We start from the raw sequence: 16,406 nt of genomic DNA on the forward strand, positions 1-16,406 counted from the left end.
CCCCGGAAGGATGGAATGCAGATGCTTTTGGGCGCATTGGCTGGCGAGGACTTTGGGGATCAGGTGACAGCCGGGAGCGCTGCTTCCGTCGAGGTTCGCGGACTTTCCGCAGATAGCCGTAAGGTCACGCCGGGCACGGTTTTCTTCGCGCTCTCGGGAAGCAAGACGGATGGCTCGACCTTCGTCGCTCAGGCTGTGGAGAAGGGCGCTGTCGCCATCGTCGCATCGCATCCTGTGGACGCGCCCGTTCCCGTCGTGACCGTGGACAACCCGCGACGTTTCCTGGCACTCGCTGCAGCCCGCCTCGTCGGGCGTCAGCCTGAGACAATGGTCGCGGTGACCGGGACGGCGGGAAAGACTTCCGTCGCCTCCTTTACCCGACAGATCTGGGCTGAAGCCGGCCATGCCGCCGCCCAGATCGGCACGACCGGCGTCATATCGCCGACGCGTAACGACTACGGTTCGCTGACCACGCCCGATCCGCTCGCACTCCACACGCTTCTCGGCGAACTCGCCGATGAGGGTGTGACGCATGCCGCGATGGAAGCCTCCAGCCACGGCCTCGATCAGAGCCGTCTCGACGGCGTGGTGCTGGCGGCCGCGGGTTTCACCAATCTCGGTCGTGACCACATGGACTACCATCCGACCATGGAAGATTACATGGCGGCGAAGATGCGGCTCTTCGATACGCTGCTGCCGAAGGGCGCGCCGGCGGTCATCTTTGCCGACGACGCCTGGTCGGACGAGGCGGTCCGGGTGGCCAAGGCCTCCGGCCACGATGTGCGCACGGTTGGTCGCAAGGGTGACTTCCTCAGCCTCAAGCGGGTCGAGCATTTCCGCCACAAGCAGGTCGCCGAAGTCCATCATGGCGGTGACATCTATGAGGTTCACATTCCGCTTGCTGGCGATTTCCAGATCGCCAATGCGCTCGTATCCGCAGGCCTTGCGATCTCGACGGGCGTTTCACCTGCCGTGGCGTTGAAGGCGCTCGAACACCTCAAGGGTGCCTCCGGCCGCCTCGAACTGGTTGGCCAGACCAAGGCTGGTGCGCTCGCCTATGTCGACTACGCACACAAGCCGGAAGCCCTTGAAAATGTGCTGACATCGGTTCGCCCCTTCACGACAGGTCGTGTGATCGTCGTGTTCGGCTGCGGCGGCGACCGCGACAAGGGCAAGCGGCCGATCATGGGTGAGATCGCCGCGCGGCTCGCAGACATCACCATCGTTACCGACGACAATCCGCGTTCGGAAGTACCGGCGATCATCCGTTCCGAGATCATGGCGGCAACGCCGAAGGGTATCGAAATCGGCGACCGTGCCCAGGCCATCCGGGCGGGTGTCGCGATGATGTCCACGGGCGATACGTTGATCGTGGCGGGCAAGGGGCATGAGGAAGGACAGACCGTCGGTTCCGAGACGCATCCGTTCTCGGACCATCAGGAAGTCCGCAAAGCCTTGGGGGAGTTCGACCGTTGACCCTGCTCTGGACCGCGCGTGAAATGGTTGTCGCCATGGGCGGCCGGCCTTTCGGCAATCTGCCGGAAGGTGTGACCGGCATTTCGATCGACAGTCGGACGATTACGCCTGGCGAGGCTTTCTTCGCCATCAAGGGCGACCGCGTCGATGGTCATAACTATGCCAGCATCGCCATCGCCAACGGGGCTGCCCTGCTCGTCGTCAGCGAAGCCAAACTGCCGGCGCTCGGTCGGCTGACAATCCCCATGGTCGTAGTCGAAGACGTTCTGGTCGGTCTGCAGAAGCTCGGCATGGCCGCCCGCGACCGCACGCCTGCGACCGTAATTGCGGTGACGGGCTCCGTTGGCAAGACGACGACCAAGGAAATGCTGCGCGCAACACTTGCGCCATCCGGTAAAGTGCATGCCTCTGTCGCGTCCTTCAACAACCATTGGGGCGTGCCATTGACGCTCGCCCGTATGCCGATCGACACCCGTTACGGCGTGTTCGAACTGGGCATGAATCATTCCGGCGAGATAGGGCCGCTGTCGCGCATGGTCCGGCCTGATGTGGCTGTCATCACGACGATCGCACCGGCACATCTCGGCAATTTCGCCAGCGTCGACGAGATCGCCGACGCCAAGGCCGAGATCTTCGAGGGAGTCGTCAATGGCGGGGATGCGATCCTCAACCGCGACAATCCCTATTACGAGCGCCTCGAGCAGGCCGCACTCGCCCAGGGCGTCGAAAACATCCACAGTTTCGGCCAGCACGCCAAGGCCGAGTTCCGGCTGGCGGAATTCGATGGTGCTGCCGAGCTTTCCACGGTCTGGGTCTCCTTCGGTGGCGAGACACGTGAAGTGACGATCGGCGCACCGGGGCGCCACCTGGCTGAGAATGCCATGGCGGTTCTTGCGGCCGTCTCACTGGTGGGTGCTGACATCGACGCCGCAATCGAAGCCCTGGCGAACCTTGCTCCGGTCAAGGGACGCGGTGAACGCCACCGGCTGCAGATGCCCGATGGCATACTGACGCTGATCGACGAAAGCTATAATGCCAATCCCGCCTCGATGCGCGCGGCGATCGCCGTGCTTGCATCGGCACAGCCGACGGGCGAAGGGCGGCGGATTGCCGTGCTTGGCGATATGTTGGAAATGGGCGAATTTGCGCCTTCCGTTCATGCCGAGCTTGCTGGCCCTCTCCTGGCCGCCGGTATCGAACATGTCTGGCTCGCAGGCCCGGAAATGGTGGCGCTGCGCGACGCCCTGCCGGAAACGGTTCACGTCGTCTATCTCGAAACCACGGAGGAGCTCGCGAATTTCGTCAGCGCCGAGGTCCGCGCGGGCGATGTCGTGATGGTCAAATCTTCTCTCGGCATCGGTTTCGGCAAGATCGTTTCGGCCCTGCTTGACAAGCATCCGGCATTCACCGACACGGAGCGCCACTTTTAATCCGGGCTTTTGGAAAGGGCTCCAATGCTGATTTGGCTTGTGGAACTGTCGGACAACCTGCAGTTTTTCAATCTCTTCCGTTACATCACCTTCCGAACCGGGGCAGCTCTCTTCACCTCGGCGCTGGTGGTTTTCCTGTTCGGCCCGGCCATCATCTCGTCCTTGCGCGTGCGCCAGGGCAAGGGACAGCCTATTCGCGCCGACGGACCGCAAACCCATTTCAAGAAGGCGGGAACGCCGACCATGGGCGGCTTGATGATCCTGGCCGGCATCGTGGTGTCGTCGCTGCTCTGGGCTGATCTCTCCAATGTCTATGTCGTCGCCACCCTGCTGGTGACGCTCGGCTTTGGCGCCATCGGCTTCTATGACGACTATCTCAAAGTCACGAAGCAGACGGAGAAGGGCTTCTCGGGCAAGGCGCGCCTCGGCATCGAATTCGTGATTGCGGGCATCGCCGTCTACTTCATGATGTCGACGGCGCTGAGTTCCGGGCCTCAAGGCTCGACCTTCGGATCTTCGATCGCCTTTCCATTCTTCAAAGACTTCCTTATCGATCTCGGGATCTTCTTCGTGCTGTTTGGCGGCTTCGTCATCGTCGGCGCCGGCAATGCGGTCAACCTGACGGATGGTCTCGACGGTCTTGCCATCGTGCCCGTGATGATCGCCGCTGCCTCGTTCGGCGTGATCGCCTATCTCGCCGGCAATGCGGTGTTCTCCAACTATCTGCAGATCAATTTCACGCCGGGCACGGGCGAACTTGCGGTGGTGCTGGGCGCCGTCATCGGTGCAGGCCTCGGTTTCCTGTGGTTCAACGCCCCGCCGGCCGCGATCTTCATGGGCGACACCGGCTCGCTTGCCCTTGGTGGCCTGATCGGCTCGGTGGCGGTTGCCACCAAGCACGAGATCGTCATGGCGATCATCGGAGGTCTCTTCGTCATGGAGACGCTGTCGGTCATCATCCAGGTTGGCTATTTCAAGCTGACCGGCAGGCGCGTCTTCCTCATGGCGCCAATCCACCACCATTTCGAGAAGCTTGGCTGGACCGAGAGCCAGGTCGTCATCCGCTTCTGGATCATTGCCGTCGGCTTGGCCATGGTCGGTCTCTCGACCCTGAAGCTGCGGTGAGGCGGCGATGATCCCGGCCACCACGTGCAAAGGCAAGACCGTCGCGCTGTTCGGGCTCGGCGGATCGGGGCTTGCGACCGCAAAGGCCCTTCAGGCCGGCGGCGCAAATGTCATTGCCTGGGACGACAATCCCGACAGCGTTGCGCGGGCAGAAGCCGAAGGCGTACCGACTCGGGACTTACGCGAGATCGACTGGTCGTCGGTCGCATCGTTCGTGCTGTCGCCCGGCGTGCCACTCACCCATCCAAAGCCGCATTGGACGGTGGGTTTTGCCCGCAATGCTGGCGTGGAGATCATCGGCGATGTCGAGATCTTCGTGCGCGAGCGGCGGGCGCAGGCTCCGGACTGCCCGTTGATCGCGATCACCGGGACGAACGGCAAGTCGACCACGACGGCTCTGATTGCCCATATCCTTCAGGCGAGTTGTCGCGACACCCAGCTTGGCGGCAATATCGGCCGTGCGGTGCTGACGCTCGACCCGCCGAAGGACGGCCGCTTCTTCGTCGTCGAATGCTCATCCTACCAGATCGACCTTGCCCCGACGCTGAACCCGACCGCCGGTATCCTGCTCAACCTGACGCCCGATCATCTCGATCGCCACGGCACGATGCAGCATTATGCCGAGGTGAAGGAGCGTCTTGTCGCCGGGGCGAAGACTGCGATCGTCGGGGCCGATGACAGCTATTGCGAGCTGATCGGCGACCGTGTCGAACGCGCCGGGACCAAGGTCATCCGAATCTCGAAGCGGCAGCCGCTCGCCGATGGCCTCTATGCCGATGGCTCACGCATCATGCGGGCCGAGAACGGAGCATCTGCTCCTCTGGTTGATCTCGATGGGATCCAGACGCTGCGCGGCAGCCACAACGCCCAGAATGCATGCGCTGCCATCGCGGCTTGCCTGGCAGCCGGCGTCTCGGAAGACGAGATCCGCAGTGGCCTCCAGAGCTTCCCGGGCCTCAAGCATCGCATGCAGCCGGTCGCCCGCCGCCGTCAGGTGGTCTTCGTCAATGACAGCAAGGCGACCAATGCGGACGCTGCGGCACCGGCCCTTTCCAGCTACGAGCGAATCTACTGGATTGCCGGTGGCCTGCCCAAGGAAGGTGGCATCGCAAGCCTCGCACCACTCTTCCCGCGCATCGTGAAGGCTTACCTGATCGGCGAGGCTGCTTCGGCCTTTGCGGCTCAACTCGGCGACCGCGTGGCTTACGAGATCTCGGACCGCCTGGAGCGCGCCGTGGCGCATGCCGCTGATGATGCCGATCGGGATGGCGAAGCTTCGGCCGTGATGCTTTCACCGGCTTGCGCAAGCTTCGACCAATACAAGAATTTCGAGGTCCGCGGCGACGCCTTTGTTGCGCATGTCGCAGATCTGGACGGAGTGACGATGCTGATCGACCTGCCGACAGGAGGCAATTGAGATGGTAAGCCGCGTAGAGAGAGGGCCGGTCGCAGACTGGTTCTGGACGATCGACCGTCTGTTCCTGATCACCTTCGTTCTCCTGATGGGGATCGGGCTGATGCTCTCCTTTGCGGCCTCACCGGCGGTTGCAGAACGCCTCAATCTCGACAGCTTCCACTTCGTCAAGCGCCACGCCTTTTTCATGCTGCCTGCCCTCGGGGTGATGATCGGGCTGTCGTTCCTGTCGCCACGTCAGGTCAGGCGCATGGCCATGCTGATCCTTGCGGCCTCGCTGATCATGATGGTGCTGGTGCTTTTCATCGGTCTTGAGGTCAAGGGCGGACGGCGCTGGCTCTCGGTCGGGTCGATGTCGATCCAGCCGTCGGAGTTCATGAAGCCGGCCTTCGTCGTGATCTGCGCCTGGTTGTTCGCGGAACATGCGCGGCAGCCTGAAATTCCAGGCAATCTCTTTGCCATCCTGCTGTTTGGCATCGCGGCCGCCCTCCTGATCGCGCAGCCCGACCTTGGTCAGACCATCCTGATCGGCAGCGTCTGGGGCGCGATGTTCTTCATGGCGGGGATGCCGTGGCTGTGGATCGTGGTTCTGGGCGCGCTCGGCGGTGCTGGCTTCTTCGGGGCCTATTTGACCCTGCCGCACGTTGCCGGACGAATAGACCGGTTCCTCACCGGCGAGGGGGACACCTTCCAGGTCGATACCGCGCGCGAAGCGATCATTCGCGGCGACTGGTTCGGCCAGGGGCCGGGCGAAGGCATCGTCAAGCGCATCATTCCCGACAGCCATACCGACTTCATCTTCTCGGTGGCGGCGGAGGAATTCGGCATCCTCTTCTGCATGGTGCTCGTGGCGATCTTCGCCTTCCTCGTTCTGCGCGGCCTCAGCCATGCCTACAAGGAGCGCAACGACTTCAACCGTCTCGCCGTGTCCGGTCTCGTGCTGCTGCTCGGTGTTCAGTCGATGATCAATATCGGCGTCAATCTCGAACTTCTGCCGGCCAAGGGCATGACGCTGCCGCTCATCTCCTATGGCGGATCGTCGATGACGGCGATCTGTGTCACGGCCGGTTTCATCCTGGCGTTGACCCGCCGCCGTCCGGAAAAACGCGCCCAGGAGCGCAGCCTGTTCCGCTCGGTCGCGGGTGTGCCTGCGGAGTAAAGCGTCATGACCAAGGGTATCGTCTTGCTCGCCGCCGGGGGAACCGGCGGCCATCTCTTTCCGGCCGAAGCGCTGGCGCATGAATTGAAGGCGCGCGGCTATGGCGTGCATCTGGTGACCGATCGGCGTGCCGAACGCTACGCCGGAAGCTTTCCGGCCGATGAGATCCACACCGTGTCCTCGGCCACCATCGGCTCGAAGAACCCGGTTGCCGTCGTCAAGGCGTTTCTCTCGCTCTGGCGCGGTTATCGCGAGGCGCGAGCTCTGGTGTCACGCCTGAAGCCGAAGGCCGTTATCGGTTTTGGCGGCTACCCGACCGTTCCGCCGCTTTTTGCAGCGGCCGGTCTCGGCGTTCCGACGGCGGTGCATGAGCAGAATGCCGTAATGGGACGGGCAAACAAGCTGCTCGCTTCACGGGTGCGGGCAATCGCCGGTGGCTTTCTGTCTCCCGAGGGCGAGCACAAGGCCAAGATGGTGCTGACTGGCAATCCGGTACGACCGGCCATCATCGCAGCTGCGGCCGAGCCCTACCTGACGTCCGGTGCCTCCGAAGCCTTCAACCTCGTGGTCTTCGGTGGAAGCCAGGGCGCGCAATTCTTCTCCGACGCCATTCCGGGCGCCATCCGGCTTCTCCCCGATGGGCTGCGTCAGCGCCTCGTGGTGACCCAGCAGGCCAGGCCCGAAGACCGCCAGAAGGTCATCGACAGCTATGCGACGCTTGGCATTCGCGCCGATGTCGCGCCGTTCTTCACCGACATGGCGGAGCGGCTGGCGACGGCCCATCTCGTGATCTGCCGCTCTGGCGCATCGACGGTCTCCGAACTCGCGGTGATCGGTCGCCCGAGCCTGCTCGTGCCCTATCCGCATGCACTCGACCACGACCAGGCGGCAAATGCCGCAGCGCTCGCGGCGCAAGGCGGGGCGCAGGTGATCGCCCAGTCGGAGCTTTCTGCAGAGCGCATTGCCGACCTTCTGACGACGGCGATGGAGGGGCCGGAGCGACTCGCAACCATGGCGGCCGCCGCGAAAAGCACGGGCAAGCCCGATGCTGCCGGCTTGCTCGCAGACCTCGTAGAGGCTATTGCCGCCGGCAAGGGCATTGCCCAGTCGAAGGGAGCCACACAATGAAAATGCCGAAAACCATCGGCCTCGTCCATTTCATCGGGATCGGCGGCATCGGGATGAGCGGGATCGCTGAGGTGCTGCACAATCTCGGACACAAGGTGCAAGGGTCGGATCAGGCCGAGAGCGCCAATGTCCAGCGGTTGCGCGCCAAGGGCATCGAGGTCTTCGTCGGTCACAAGGCCGAGAACCTCGGTGACGCCGAGGTCGTCGTCGTGTCCACAGCGATCAAGAAGAACAATCCGGAACTGATTGCCGCTCGCGAGAAGCTATTGCCAATTGTCCGGCGTGCCGAAATGCTCGCCGAGCTCATGCGCTTCCGCAACGCGATCGCGATCGGCGGCACGCATGGCAAGACGACGACGACCTCGATGGTTGCCGCTCTCTTGGAAGCCGGCAATCTCGACCCGACCGTCATCAATGGCGGCATCATCAATGCCTATGGCACCAATGCCCGCATGGGCGAGGGTGAGTGGATGGTGGTCGAGGCTGATGAGTCCGATGGTACCTTCCTCAAGCTTCCGGCCGATGTCGCTGTTGTCACCAATATCGACCCTGAACATCTCGACCATTACGGGACCTTCGACAATGCGCGTGCGGCTTTCCGCCAGTTTGTCGAGAACGTCCCGTTCTATGGCTTCGGGGTGATGTGCCTCGACCATCCGGAGGTGCAGGCGCTGGTGAGCAAGATCGAGGACCGCAAGGTCATCACCTATGGCGAGAACCCGCAGGCCGATGTGCGCTTCTCGAACGTGCGCCTCGACGGCATCCGTTCGATCTTCGACGTGGAAATCCGCCGTCGTCGTACCGGCCGGGTCTTCAATTTCAAGGATCTGGTGCTGCCAATGCCCGGGCGGCACAACATCTCCAATGCCTGTGCTGCAATCGCTGTCGCGAACCGGCTCGACATTTCGGAAGAGAGTATCCGCAAGGGACTTGCCGGCTTCGGCGGCGTCAAGCGGCGCTTCACGCTGACGGGCGTATCGAATGGCGTGCAGGTGTTCGACGATTACGGCCACCACCCGGTGGAGATCAAGGCTGTGCTGAGAGCGGCCCGCGAAGCCTGCCAGGGTCGGATCATTGCGGTGCATCAGCCGCATCGCTATTCGCGCCTTGCCAGCCTCTTCGACGACTTCGCCAACTGCTTCAACGATGCCGACACGATCTTCCTCTCGCCGGTCTATGCGGCCGGTGAGGATCCGATTGAGGGTATCGATTCAGAAACGCTGGTATCGCGCATCAAGTCAGGCGGTCATCGCGACGCGCGTTACTTGGCCGCGCCGGATCAGCTCGCCTCTCTCGTCGCGGGCATTGCACAACCGGGTGATTTCGTGGTCCTGTTGGGGGCCGGCAACATTACCCAGTGGGCTGCTGCCTTGCCGACAGAACTGGATGCAATTGCGGGAAAGTCTTGAATGAAACAGGTGGATGGGGAAAAGCTTCTGGCGTCGCTCGGCCCGGGGGTCAACGATCTCAAGGGGCGGTTGACGCCAGATGCGCCGATGGACCGGGTGACCTGGTTCCAGGCCGGCGGCCTCGCCGAACTGATGTTCCAGCCGCATGACGTCGAGGATCTGACCGCGTTTCTGAAGCTTCTGCCCGAAGAGGTCCCGTTGACAGTCGTGGGCGTCGGATCGAACCTGCTCGTGCGTGACGGCGGGATCCCCGGTGTGGTCATCCGTCTGTCTGCCAAGGGGTTCGGTCAGGTGGAGCTTGCGGGCGAAAATCGGATTCGAGCCGGCGCGATCTGCCCGGACAAGCACATCGCCGCCATGGCGATGGACAACAATATCGGTGGTTTCCATTTCTACTATGGCATTCCCGGTTCGATTGGCGGCGCGATCCGCATGAATGCGGGTGCCAATGGTGGCGACACAGCGAGCCGGTTGATCGAGGTCGAGGCCGTCGACCGCAAGGGCAATGTGCATGTCCTGTCGAATGCCGACATGGGCTACAGCTATCGCCATTCGGCCGCGTCCGAAGGCCTGATCTTTACCAGCGCGCTCTTCGAAGGCTATCCGGAAGACAAGGCGAAGATCCGCGCAGACATGGATGCGGTCCGTCACCATCGCGAGACGGTGCAGCCGGTCAAGGAAAAGACCGGTGGCTCGACGTTCAAGAACCCCGAGGGCCATTCCGCCTGGGAATTGATCGACGAGGCCGGTTGCCGCGGCCTGATGATCGGCGGGGCGCAGATGTCGTCGCTCCACTGCAACTTCATGATCAATGTGGGCCACGCGACCGGTTACGATCTCGAATATCTCGGCGAGACCGTGCGCCAACGGGTTTTTGAAACTTCGGGTATCAAGCTCGAATGGGAAATCAAACGCCTTGGCATTTTCATGCCCGGTCGTGAAGTGAAGCCGTTCATGGGTGTCGCTGAGGCCTGAGGCTTCCGCCTCTTTCCTACGAAATTTTAACGTCGCTCGGTTAGGCTCCCCGAAGGTTCGGGGAGTTTCATGTTTGATCTGGTGCATGTCTGGGTAATCCGGCAGCTCACGCTTGGCGAGTTTTCCTCGCGGCAGGCGGTGCTGTGGAAGGCCGTTGCCATGGCAGCCAAGATCGCCGTGTTTGCCTACGGCCTCAACGTACTCAGTCACTTCATTCTCGTCGGTCTCGGGCTTCTGCCATATCCTCTGGGGCCGGCGCTGGTCGTCGCGACCATGCTGACGCCGCCCGTCTCCTTCATTGTCGCCGTGATTGCCTATTCGATTGTCGGCCTTGCGATCTATGACCTTGGTGTATCGCGCCAGCGTTTCGAGACATTGAGCCGAACCGACATGCTGTCCGGTCTGATGAACCGCCGGGCCTTTCTCGACACGTTCGAGGCCGCCCGCGGGCCCGTGGCCTTGATCCTGCTCGATATCGATCGTTTCAAGTCGGTCAATGACACTCTCGGTCACAAAGCGGGCGACGACGTTATCGTCCAAACGGCGAACTGCTTGACGAATGTGCTCGGCCCGGATGAGGCCATAGCCCGGATTGGCGGCGAGGAGTTTGCCGTGCTCTTGACCGGGCAGGGGACGGAGCAGGCGATGGAGATCGCTGAAGCCATCCGCGCATCTGTCGAAGGGATGCGCCTTGAAATTTCAGGGCGGCCTGTTTCGATTTCCGTGTCTGCCGGGGTCTCCGACGGTGTCGCCGAACTCGGCTTCAGTGAGTTGTTCTCAGGTGCCGACCGCGCCCTTTATCTCGCCAAGGCCAGCGGGCGGAATCGAATCGTGCATGCAAAAGAGCTCCCGGGGATGCCTCTAAGCGCATCCATTCCTGACGACGGTCAAGTTGGCATCGAACGCGGCCGACTGAGCGCCTGATCAGGGCCATCCGTTAACTTCTTCAGTCTTTTCATCGGCTTCTTACCATAACCTCAAGTCTTGGTTTGGCTTGTAAGGCAGGCGCATTCGCGAGCAAATTAACGAAAGTAAACGGTTCATTAACCTTAATGTTGTTCAACTGATCTGACAAAGACGGATCAGTCGGTGCGATTGCCGGTCGAATTTTAGATTTTGCGAGGCGTAGATGAGTGGCAAGCATGTCGCGGTTTTGATGGGTGGATTGTCCTCCGAGCGGCCTGTGAGCTTGTCCTCTGGCAACGCCTGCGCTTCGGCTCTCGAAGGTGAGGGCTTCAAGGTCACGCGCGTCGATGTCGGTCGCGACATCGGTCGTGTTCTCGAAGATCTGAAGCCGGATGTTGCCTTCAATGCGCTGCATGGTCCCTATGGCGAAGATGGCACCATTCAGGGCGTGCTTGAATATCTCGAAATCCCCTACACCCATTCCGGCGTGCTCGCCTCGGCGCTAGCGATGGACAAGAAGCAGGCGAAGATCGTGGCTGCCCAGGCCGGTATTCCTGTCGCCGAAGCCGTGGTCATCAATCGCTTTGATGTCGGCAATACGCATCCGATGGCGCCGCCCTATGTCGTCAAGCCGGTTCGTGAGGGTTCGAGCTTCGGCGTTGTTATCGTCCGTGAGGACATGGCGCACCCGCCGCAGATTCTGACGTCGAGCGAATGGCGCTACGGCGATCTCGTCATGGTCGAGCGTTATGTGGCAGGTCGCGAACTGACCTGCGGCGTGATGGATGGCGAGGTGCTCGGCGTGACCGAGATCGTGCCTCTGGGCAACAGCTTCTACGATTACGACTCTAAGTATGCAGCCGGCGGCTCGGAGCACGTGCTTCCTGCGCAAATTTCACCGAAAATTTACCAAAAAATACAATCATTGGCGCTGAAGGCACACCAAGCGATCGGGTGTCGCGGGGTGAGTCGGTCAGACTTCCGCTACGACGATCGCTTCTCCGAGGATGGTGATCTGATTTGGCTGGAGCTCAATAACCAGCCGGGCATGACCCCCACTTCGTTGCTGCCGGAAATGGCTGCCCTTGCGGGTTACAGCTTTGGTGAGTTCGTACGTTGGATGGTGGAGGACGCTTCTTGTTCTCGTTGAGCGGCAAAAAATTGGTGGGTGGGTCCGGCGCGTATCCGGCTGCGCCGCTTGCTTCGGGCGAGGCAAAGGTGCTGCCGCGTCCGCTGCGTCGCCTGGTGCGCTTCGTGCTTGCTCTGTGCTCGGGTCGCATCGCTCTGCCGCGCCATCTCGGCAAGGTCAGTTTTGCGGCGTTCTACGGTCTGGTCAGTCTGCACGGAATCGTTGTTGGCGGTCACGGTCCGATCGTCATGCAGACCGTTACGGCGTCCGCCGGTTTTGCCGTTGAAGACGTTCGTGTCTCCGGCAATCAGCATACGTCGGAAATCGATATCTTGCAGTTGCTCGGTCTCGATGGTTCGACCAGCCTGCTCGGTCTCGATATCGCAACTGCACGGCAGGCGCTCTCCGAGCTGCCTTGGGTCGAATCGGCAGAGGTTCGCAAGGTTTATCCGTCGACGGTCGAAGTGGTTCTGCGCGAGCGCCAGGCCTATGGCATCTGGCAGCACGGCAATGATCTGTCGCTGATCGAGCGGTCCGGTTCGGTCATTGCGCCTCTTCGCGACAACAAGTTCGCTTCGCTTCCGCTCTTCGTCGGTCGCGATGCCGAGACCGCGGCTGCGGCCATCGATGAAGAATTCTCCAAATGGCCGGCGATTGCCTCGCGGGTAAAAGCCTTCGTGCGTGTCGGCGGCCGTCGCTGGGACGTTCACCTGGAAAACGACATTGTCGTTCGCCTGCCGGAAGGAAATGTGGCCGGTGCGCTGGCTCTGCTCAACCGTTTCGATGCCGAGCAGCAGGTCCTGTCGCGCGACGTCGCTGTCGTTGATCTGCGTCTGCCCGATCGTGTCGCTGTTCGGCTGACTGCCGGCGCGCAGGAGCGCCGTACGGCTGCACTCGAAGAGCGTCGCAAGGCTCTGAAGAAACTGGAGCAGAAGATATGAGCATCTTCGGTGGCTCTTCCTTTGGTTTTCCGCGCACAAAGCCGCTTTCGTCGAAGCGGGCACATGTCGTGTCGGTGCTCGATATCGGCTCGACCAAGGTGGTTTGCATCATCGCACGTCTGACGCCGCGTCGTGAGTCTGCCGTGCTGCCGGGTCGTACGCATAACGTCGAGGTGATCGGTCTTGGTCATCAACGCTCGCATGGCATCAAGTCGGGTGTGATTGCCGATCTGGATGCTGTTGAAAACGTCGTGCGCCTTGCCGTCGATGCAGCCGAGCGCATGGCGGGCCTCACCGTCGAGAGCCTGATCGTCAATGTATCGGCTGGCCGTATCGGCTCTGACGTCTACACCGCCTCCATCGATCTCGGTGGCCAGGAAGTCGAATCAGGTGACCTGCGCAAGGTGCTGATTGCTGCCGGACAGCAGTCCCAGGGCAATGACCGCGCGGTGCTGCATTCGCTGCCGACAGGCTTTTCTCTTGACGGAGAGCGGGGAATCCGTGATCCCCTTGGAATGTATGGCGACGTTCTCGGCGTCGACATGCATGTGGTCACGGCCGAACGTGCAGCGCTTCGCAATCTGGAGCTCTGCATTAACCGGGCGCACCTGACCGTCGAGGGCGTGGTTGCCACGCCTTATGCCAGCGGCCTTGCAGCCCTGGTCGACGACGAGGTGGAACTCGGTTGCGCAGCGATCGACATGGGCGGTGGCATGACCACCATCTCTGTCTTCGCCGAAGGCAAGCTGATCCATACGGACGCCATCGGGATTGGTGGTCACCATGTGACGACCGATCTGGCGCGCGGGCTTTCGACCCGTATCGAGGATGCAGAACGTCTGAAGGTCGTTCACGGTTCGGCTGTCGCCAATGGCGCCGATGACCGTGAGGTCGTGTCCGTTCCGCCGATCGGCGAGGACGATCGCGATCAGCCGACACAGGTGTCGAAGGCGCTTCTGACCCGGATCATCAGCGCGCGGATCGAGGAGACCCTCGAGATGCTGCGCGACCGGATCCAGAAGTCGGGCTTCTCGCCGGTGGTCGGAAAGCGCGTCGTTTTGACGGGTGGTGCCTGCCAGCTCACCGGCATGCCGGAGGCGGCCCGCCGCATTCTGGCCCGGAACGTGCGTATCGGTCGTCCAATGGGTGTCTCGGGTCTGCCGGCGGCAGCCAAGGGACCGGCCTTTTCGACGGCCGTCGGGCTAACGATTTATCCGCAGATGGCGGATCAGGAAACACATGCCGGGCAGGGCGGGTTGTTCTCGCCCTTCGGCAACGGAAACAGCCGCTTCGCCCGCATGGGCCAATGGCTGAAAGAGAGTTTTTGAGTTTACCCGGCCGGACACAAGGTTCGGCCAAGGGAAATCTGTTGAAATGACATGGCCGGCTTGGCGATGCGGCCGGAAAAAGAAGGAACGGGTACCATGACCATCAAGCTGCAGAAGCCAGATATTACTGAGCTGAAGCCCCGCATCACCGTCTTCGGTGTCGGTGGCGGTGGCGGCAACGCCGTCAACAACATGATCACCGCTGGTCTGCAGGGCGTCGATTTCGTCGTCGCCAACACGGATGCCCAGGCGCTGACCATGACCAAGGCCGAGCGCATCATCCAGCTCGGCGTCAACGTCACAGAGGGTCTCGGCGCCGGTTCGCAGCCGGAAGTCGGTCGCGCTGCCGCTGAAGAATGCATCGACGAGATCATCGACCATCTCAATGGTACGCATATGTGTTTCGTCACCGCCGGCATGGGCGGTGGTACCGGCACCGGTGCTGCTCCCGTGGTCGCACAGGCCGCCCGCAACAAGGGCATCCTGACCGTCGGCGTCGTCACCAAGCCGTTCCACTTCGAAGGCGCGCGCCGCATGCGGCTTGCCGAATCCGGCATCGAGGAACTGCAGAAGTCGGTCGATACGCTGATCGTCATCCCGAACCAGAACCTGTTCCGCATCGCGAACGACCGCACGACCTTTGCCGACGCCTTCGCGATGGCCGACCAGGTTCTGTATTCCGGCGTTGCCTGCATCACCGACCTGATGGTCAAGGAAGGCCTGATCAACCTCGACTTCGCGGACGTTCGCTCCGTGATGCGCGAAATGGGTCGCGCCATGATGGGCACCGGCGAGGCATCCGGCGAAGGCCGCGCAATGCAGGCTGCCGAAGCCGCCATTGCCAACCCGCTGCTCGACGAAACCTCGATGAAGGGCGCTCAGGGTCTTCTGATCTCCATCACCGGCGGTCGTGACCTGACCCTGTTCGAAGTCGATGAAGCCGCGACCCGTATTCGCGAAGAAGTCGATCCGGACGCCAACATCATCCTGGGCGCCACCTTCGACGAAGCGCTCGAAGGCATTATCCGCGTGTCTGTCGTTGCCACAGGCATCGACCGTGCAGCACTTGCCTCCAAGGGCTTCGAAGCCGCTCCGCTGGCAAAGCCCGCTATGCGTCCCTCCGCGGCCGTTGCTCCGGCACCGGCCGCATATCAGCCTGCAATGACGCAGGCCCCCAAGCCGACCATGGATCCGGTCGCAGACACCATCCGTTCGGCTGAAGCCGCCATGGAACGCGAACTCGAAATCGCAACCGCCCGCCAGCCGCTGAGCCAGCCCCAGGCCGCTCCGCAGCAGGAATTCCGTCCGGCAAGCCGTCTGTTCGCTTCGCCGGCTCCGGAAGCAGCTCCGGCTCCGCAGATGATGCAGCCGGTCGCGCCTGCACCGATCATGAGCCAGCCGGCTCCGGTGATGCAGCAGCCCGCTCCTGTGATGCAGGCGCCGGTCGCTCCGGCACCTGTCATGGCCGAGCAGCGCATGGCGCCTGAGCCCGTCCGCATGCCGAAGGTGGAAGATTTCCCGCCGGTGCTGCGCGCCGAGATCGACCACCGCGCCCAGCCGGCAGCGCCCGCTGCCCAGGACGAGCGCGGCCCGATGGGTCTCTTGAAGCGAATCACCAATTCGCTCGGTCGCCAGGCTGACGAAGAGACCGTCATGGGTGACATGACCGGTTCGGCTCCGGCCGCTCCATCGCAGCAGCGCCGTCCGTTGTCTGCCGAGGCCAGCCTCTACGCTCCGCGTCGTGGCCAGCTCGACGATCACGGCCGCGCCACGCCGGCCCGTGCCACAAGCGAAGACGATCAGCTTGAAATCCCTGCCTTCCTGCGTCGCCAGACGAGCTAAGGGAAGTCGAGACTCAGTTTGAGAGACCCGGGTCGAGAGGCCCGGGTTTCTTTCGTTTCACGCTCCGTTACGAGGCGCCGAATTCTTGAGGATAATCAAGGATCTGGCTTCGTTACAAAGCGAAAGAATCAGTGATTTGGCTCA

At 62.1% G+C, this 16,406-nt stretch carries 13 protein-coding genes; all 13 read left to right on the forward strand.

Annotated features, from left to right (window positions below):
* The first annotated feature begins 21 nt into the window (after positions 1 to 21).
* The 13 genes from BW978_RS21510 (at position 22) to ftsZ (ending at position 16,262) form a co-directional block, all read left to right on the forward strand.
* The gene (locus tag BW978_RS21510) at positions 22 to 1,476 is read left to right on the forward strand and encodes a UDP-N-acetylmuramoyl-L-alanyl-D-glutamate--2,6-diaminopimelate ligase (protein WP_076398102.1); all 1,455 of its coding nucleotides are present in this window, start codon (positions 22 to 24) and stop codon (positions 1,474 to 1,476) included.
* The gene (locus BW978_RS21515) at positions 1,473 to 2,906 is read left to right on the forward strand and encodes a UDP-N-acetylmuramoylalanyl-D-glutamyl-2,6-diaminopimelate--D-alanyl-D-alanine ligase (RefSeq protein WP_076397912.1); all 1,434 of its coding nucleotides are present in this window, start codon (positions 1,473 to 1,475) and stop codon (positions 2,904 to 2,906) included. The genes BW978_RS21510 and BW978_RS21515 overlap by 4 nt, the downstream gene beginning before the upstream one ends.
* A gap of 24 nt (positions 2,907 to 2,930) precedes the next feature.
* Positions 2,931 to 4,031: a phospho-N-acetylmuramoyl-pentapeptide-transferase gene (mraY, locus tag BW978_RS21520; protein ID WP_076397915.1), complete on the forward strand. Its 1,101-nt coding sequence runs from the start codon at positions 2,931 to 2,933 to the stop codon at positions 4,029 to 4,031.
* Between the two features lie 7 nt (positions 4,032 to 4,038).
* Positions 4,039 to 5,448: a UDP-N-acetylmuramoyl-L-alanine--D-glutamate ligase gene (murD, locus tag BW978_RS21525; RefSeq protein ID WP_076397918.1), complete on the forward strand. Its 1,410-nt coding sequence runs from the start codon at positions 4,039 to 4,041 to the stop codon at positions 5,446 to 5,448.
* A 1-nt stretch (position 5,449) separates the two neighbouring features.
* Positions 5,450 to 6,604, forward strand: a complete 1,155-nt coding sequence (gene ftsW, locus BW978_RS21530) for a putative lipid II flippase FtsW (protein ID WP_076397921.1) — start codon at positions 5,450 to 5,452, stop codon at positions 6,602 to 6,604.
* A 6-nt stretch (positions 6,605 to 6,610) separates the two neighbouring features.
* Positions 6,611 to 7,732 carry an undecaprenyldiphospho-muramoylpentapeptide beta-N-acetylglucosaminyltransferase gene (gene murG, locus BW978_RS21535; RefSeq protein ID WP_076397924.1) on the forward strand — a complete coding sequence of 374 codons (1,122 nt, stop codon included), beginning with the start codon at positions 6,611 to 6,613 and terminating at the stop codon, positions 7,730 to 7,732.
* Positions 7,729 to 9,141, forward strand: a complete 1,413-nt coding sequence (gene murC / locus BW978_RS21540) for a UDP-N-acetylmuramate--L-alanine ligase (RefSeq protein ID WP_069041119.1) — start codon at positions 7,729 to 7,731, stop codon at positions 9,139 to 9,141. The genes murG and murC overlap by 4 nt, the downstream gene beginning before the upstream one ends.
* A complete protein-coding gene (gene murB / locus BW978_RS21545) occupies positions 9,142 to 10,116 on the forward strand; it encodes a UDP-N-acetylmuramate dehydrogenase (protein WP_076397926.1) in 975 nt (324 codons plus the stop codon).
* A 69-nt stretch (positions 10,117 to 10,185) separates the two neighbouring features.
* Positions 10,186 to 11,040 (forward strand): GGDEF domain-containing protein, encoded by an 855-nt coding sequence (locus tag BW978_RS21550; RefSeq protein WP_076397929.1) that lies wholly within the window; start codon positions 10,186 to 10,188, stop codon positions 11,038 to 11,040.
* A 205-nt stretch (positions 11,041 to 11,245) separates the two neighbouring features.
* The gene (locus tag BW978_RS21555) at positions 11,246 to 12,172 is read left to right on the forward strand and encodes a D-alanine--D-alanine ligase (protein ID WP_076397932.1); all 927 of its coding nucleotides are present in this window, start codon (positions 11,246 to 11,248) and stop codon (positions 12,170 to 12,172) included.
* Positions 12,169 to 13,092, forward strand: a complete 924-nt coding sequence (locus tag BW978_RS21560) for a cell division protein FtsQ/DivIB (protein WP_139330632.1) — start codon at positions 12,169 to 12,171, stop codon at positions 13,090 to 13,092. The genes BW978_RS21555 and BW978_RS21560 overlap by 4 nt, the downstream gene beginning before the upstream one ends.
* Positions 13,089 to 14,420: a cell division protein FtsA gene (gene ftsA, locus BW978_RS21565; protein WP_006725945.1), complete on the forward strand. Its 1,332-nt coding sequence runs from the start codon at positions 13,089 to 13,091 to the stop codon at positions 14,418 to 14,420. Before BW978_RS21560 ends, ftsA begins: the two co-directional genes overlap by 4 nt.
* A 96-nt stretch (positions 14,421 to 14,516) precedes the next feature.
* Positions 14,517 to 16,262: a cell division protein FtsZ gene (gene ftsZ, locus BW978_RS21570; protein ID WP_076398104.1), complete on the forward strand. Its 1,746-nt coding sequence runs from the start codon at positions 14,517 to 14,519 to the stop codon at positions 16,260 to 16,262.
* Positions 16,263 to 16,406 lie beyond the last annotated feature (144 nt).

This window comes from Rhizobium sp. RU33A (genome assembly GCF_900156055.1).
Classification (GTDB): domain Bacteria; phylum Pseudomonadota; class Alphaproteobacteria; order Rhizobiales; family Rhizobiaceae; genus Allorhizobium.

Coding starts and splice junctions, on each gene's coding strand:
- mraY (WP_076397915.1), top strand. CDS start 2,931: ATGCTGATTTGGCTTGTGGAACTGTCGGACAACCTGCAGTTTTTCAAT.
- BW978_RS21510 (WP_076398102.1), top strand. CDS start 22: ATGCTTTTGGGCGCATTGGCTGGCGAGGACTTTGGGGATCAGGTGACA.
- murG (WP_076397924.1), top strand. CDS start 6,611: ATGACCAAGGGTATCGTCTTGCTCGCCGCCGGGGGAACCGGCGGCCAT.
- BW978_RS21555 (WP_076397932.1), top strand. CDS start 11,246: ATGAGTGGCAAGCATGTCGCGGTTTTGATGGGTGGATTGTCCTCCGAG.
- murD (WP_076397918.1), top strand. CDS start 4,039: ATGATCCCGGCCACCACGTGCAAAGGCAAGACCGTCGCGCTGTTCGGG.
- ftsW (WP_076397921.1), top strand. CDS start 5,450: ATGGTAAGCCGCGTAGAGAGAGGGCCGGTCGCAGACTGGTTCTGGACG.
- BW978_RS21550 (WP_076397929.1), top strand. CDS start 10,186: ATGTTTGATCTGGTGCATGTCTGGGTAATCCGGCAGCTCACGCTTGGC.
- ftsZ (WP_076398104.1), top strand. CDS start 14,517: ATGACCATCAAGCTGCAGAAGCCAGATATTACTGAGCTGAAGCCCCGC.
- murB (WP_076397926.1), top strand. CDS start 9,142: ATGAAACAGGTGGATGGGGAAAAGCTTCTGGCGTCGCTCGGCCCGGGG.
- ftsA (WP_006725945.1), top strand. CDS start 13,089: ATGAGCATCTTCGGTGGCTCTTCCTTTGGTTTTCCGCGCACAAAGCCG.
- murC (WP_069041119.1), top strand. CDS start 7,729: ATGAAAATGCCGAAAACCATCGGCCTCGTCCATTTCATCGGGATCGGC.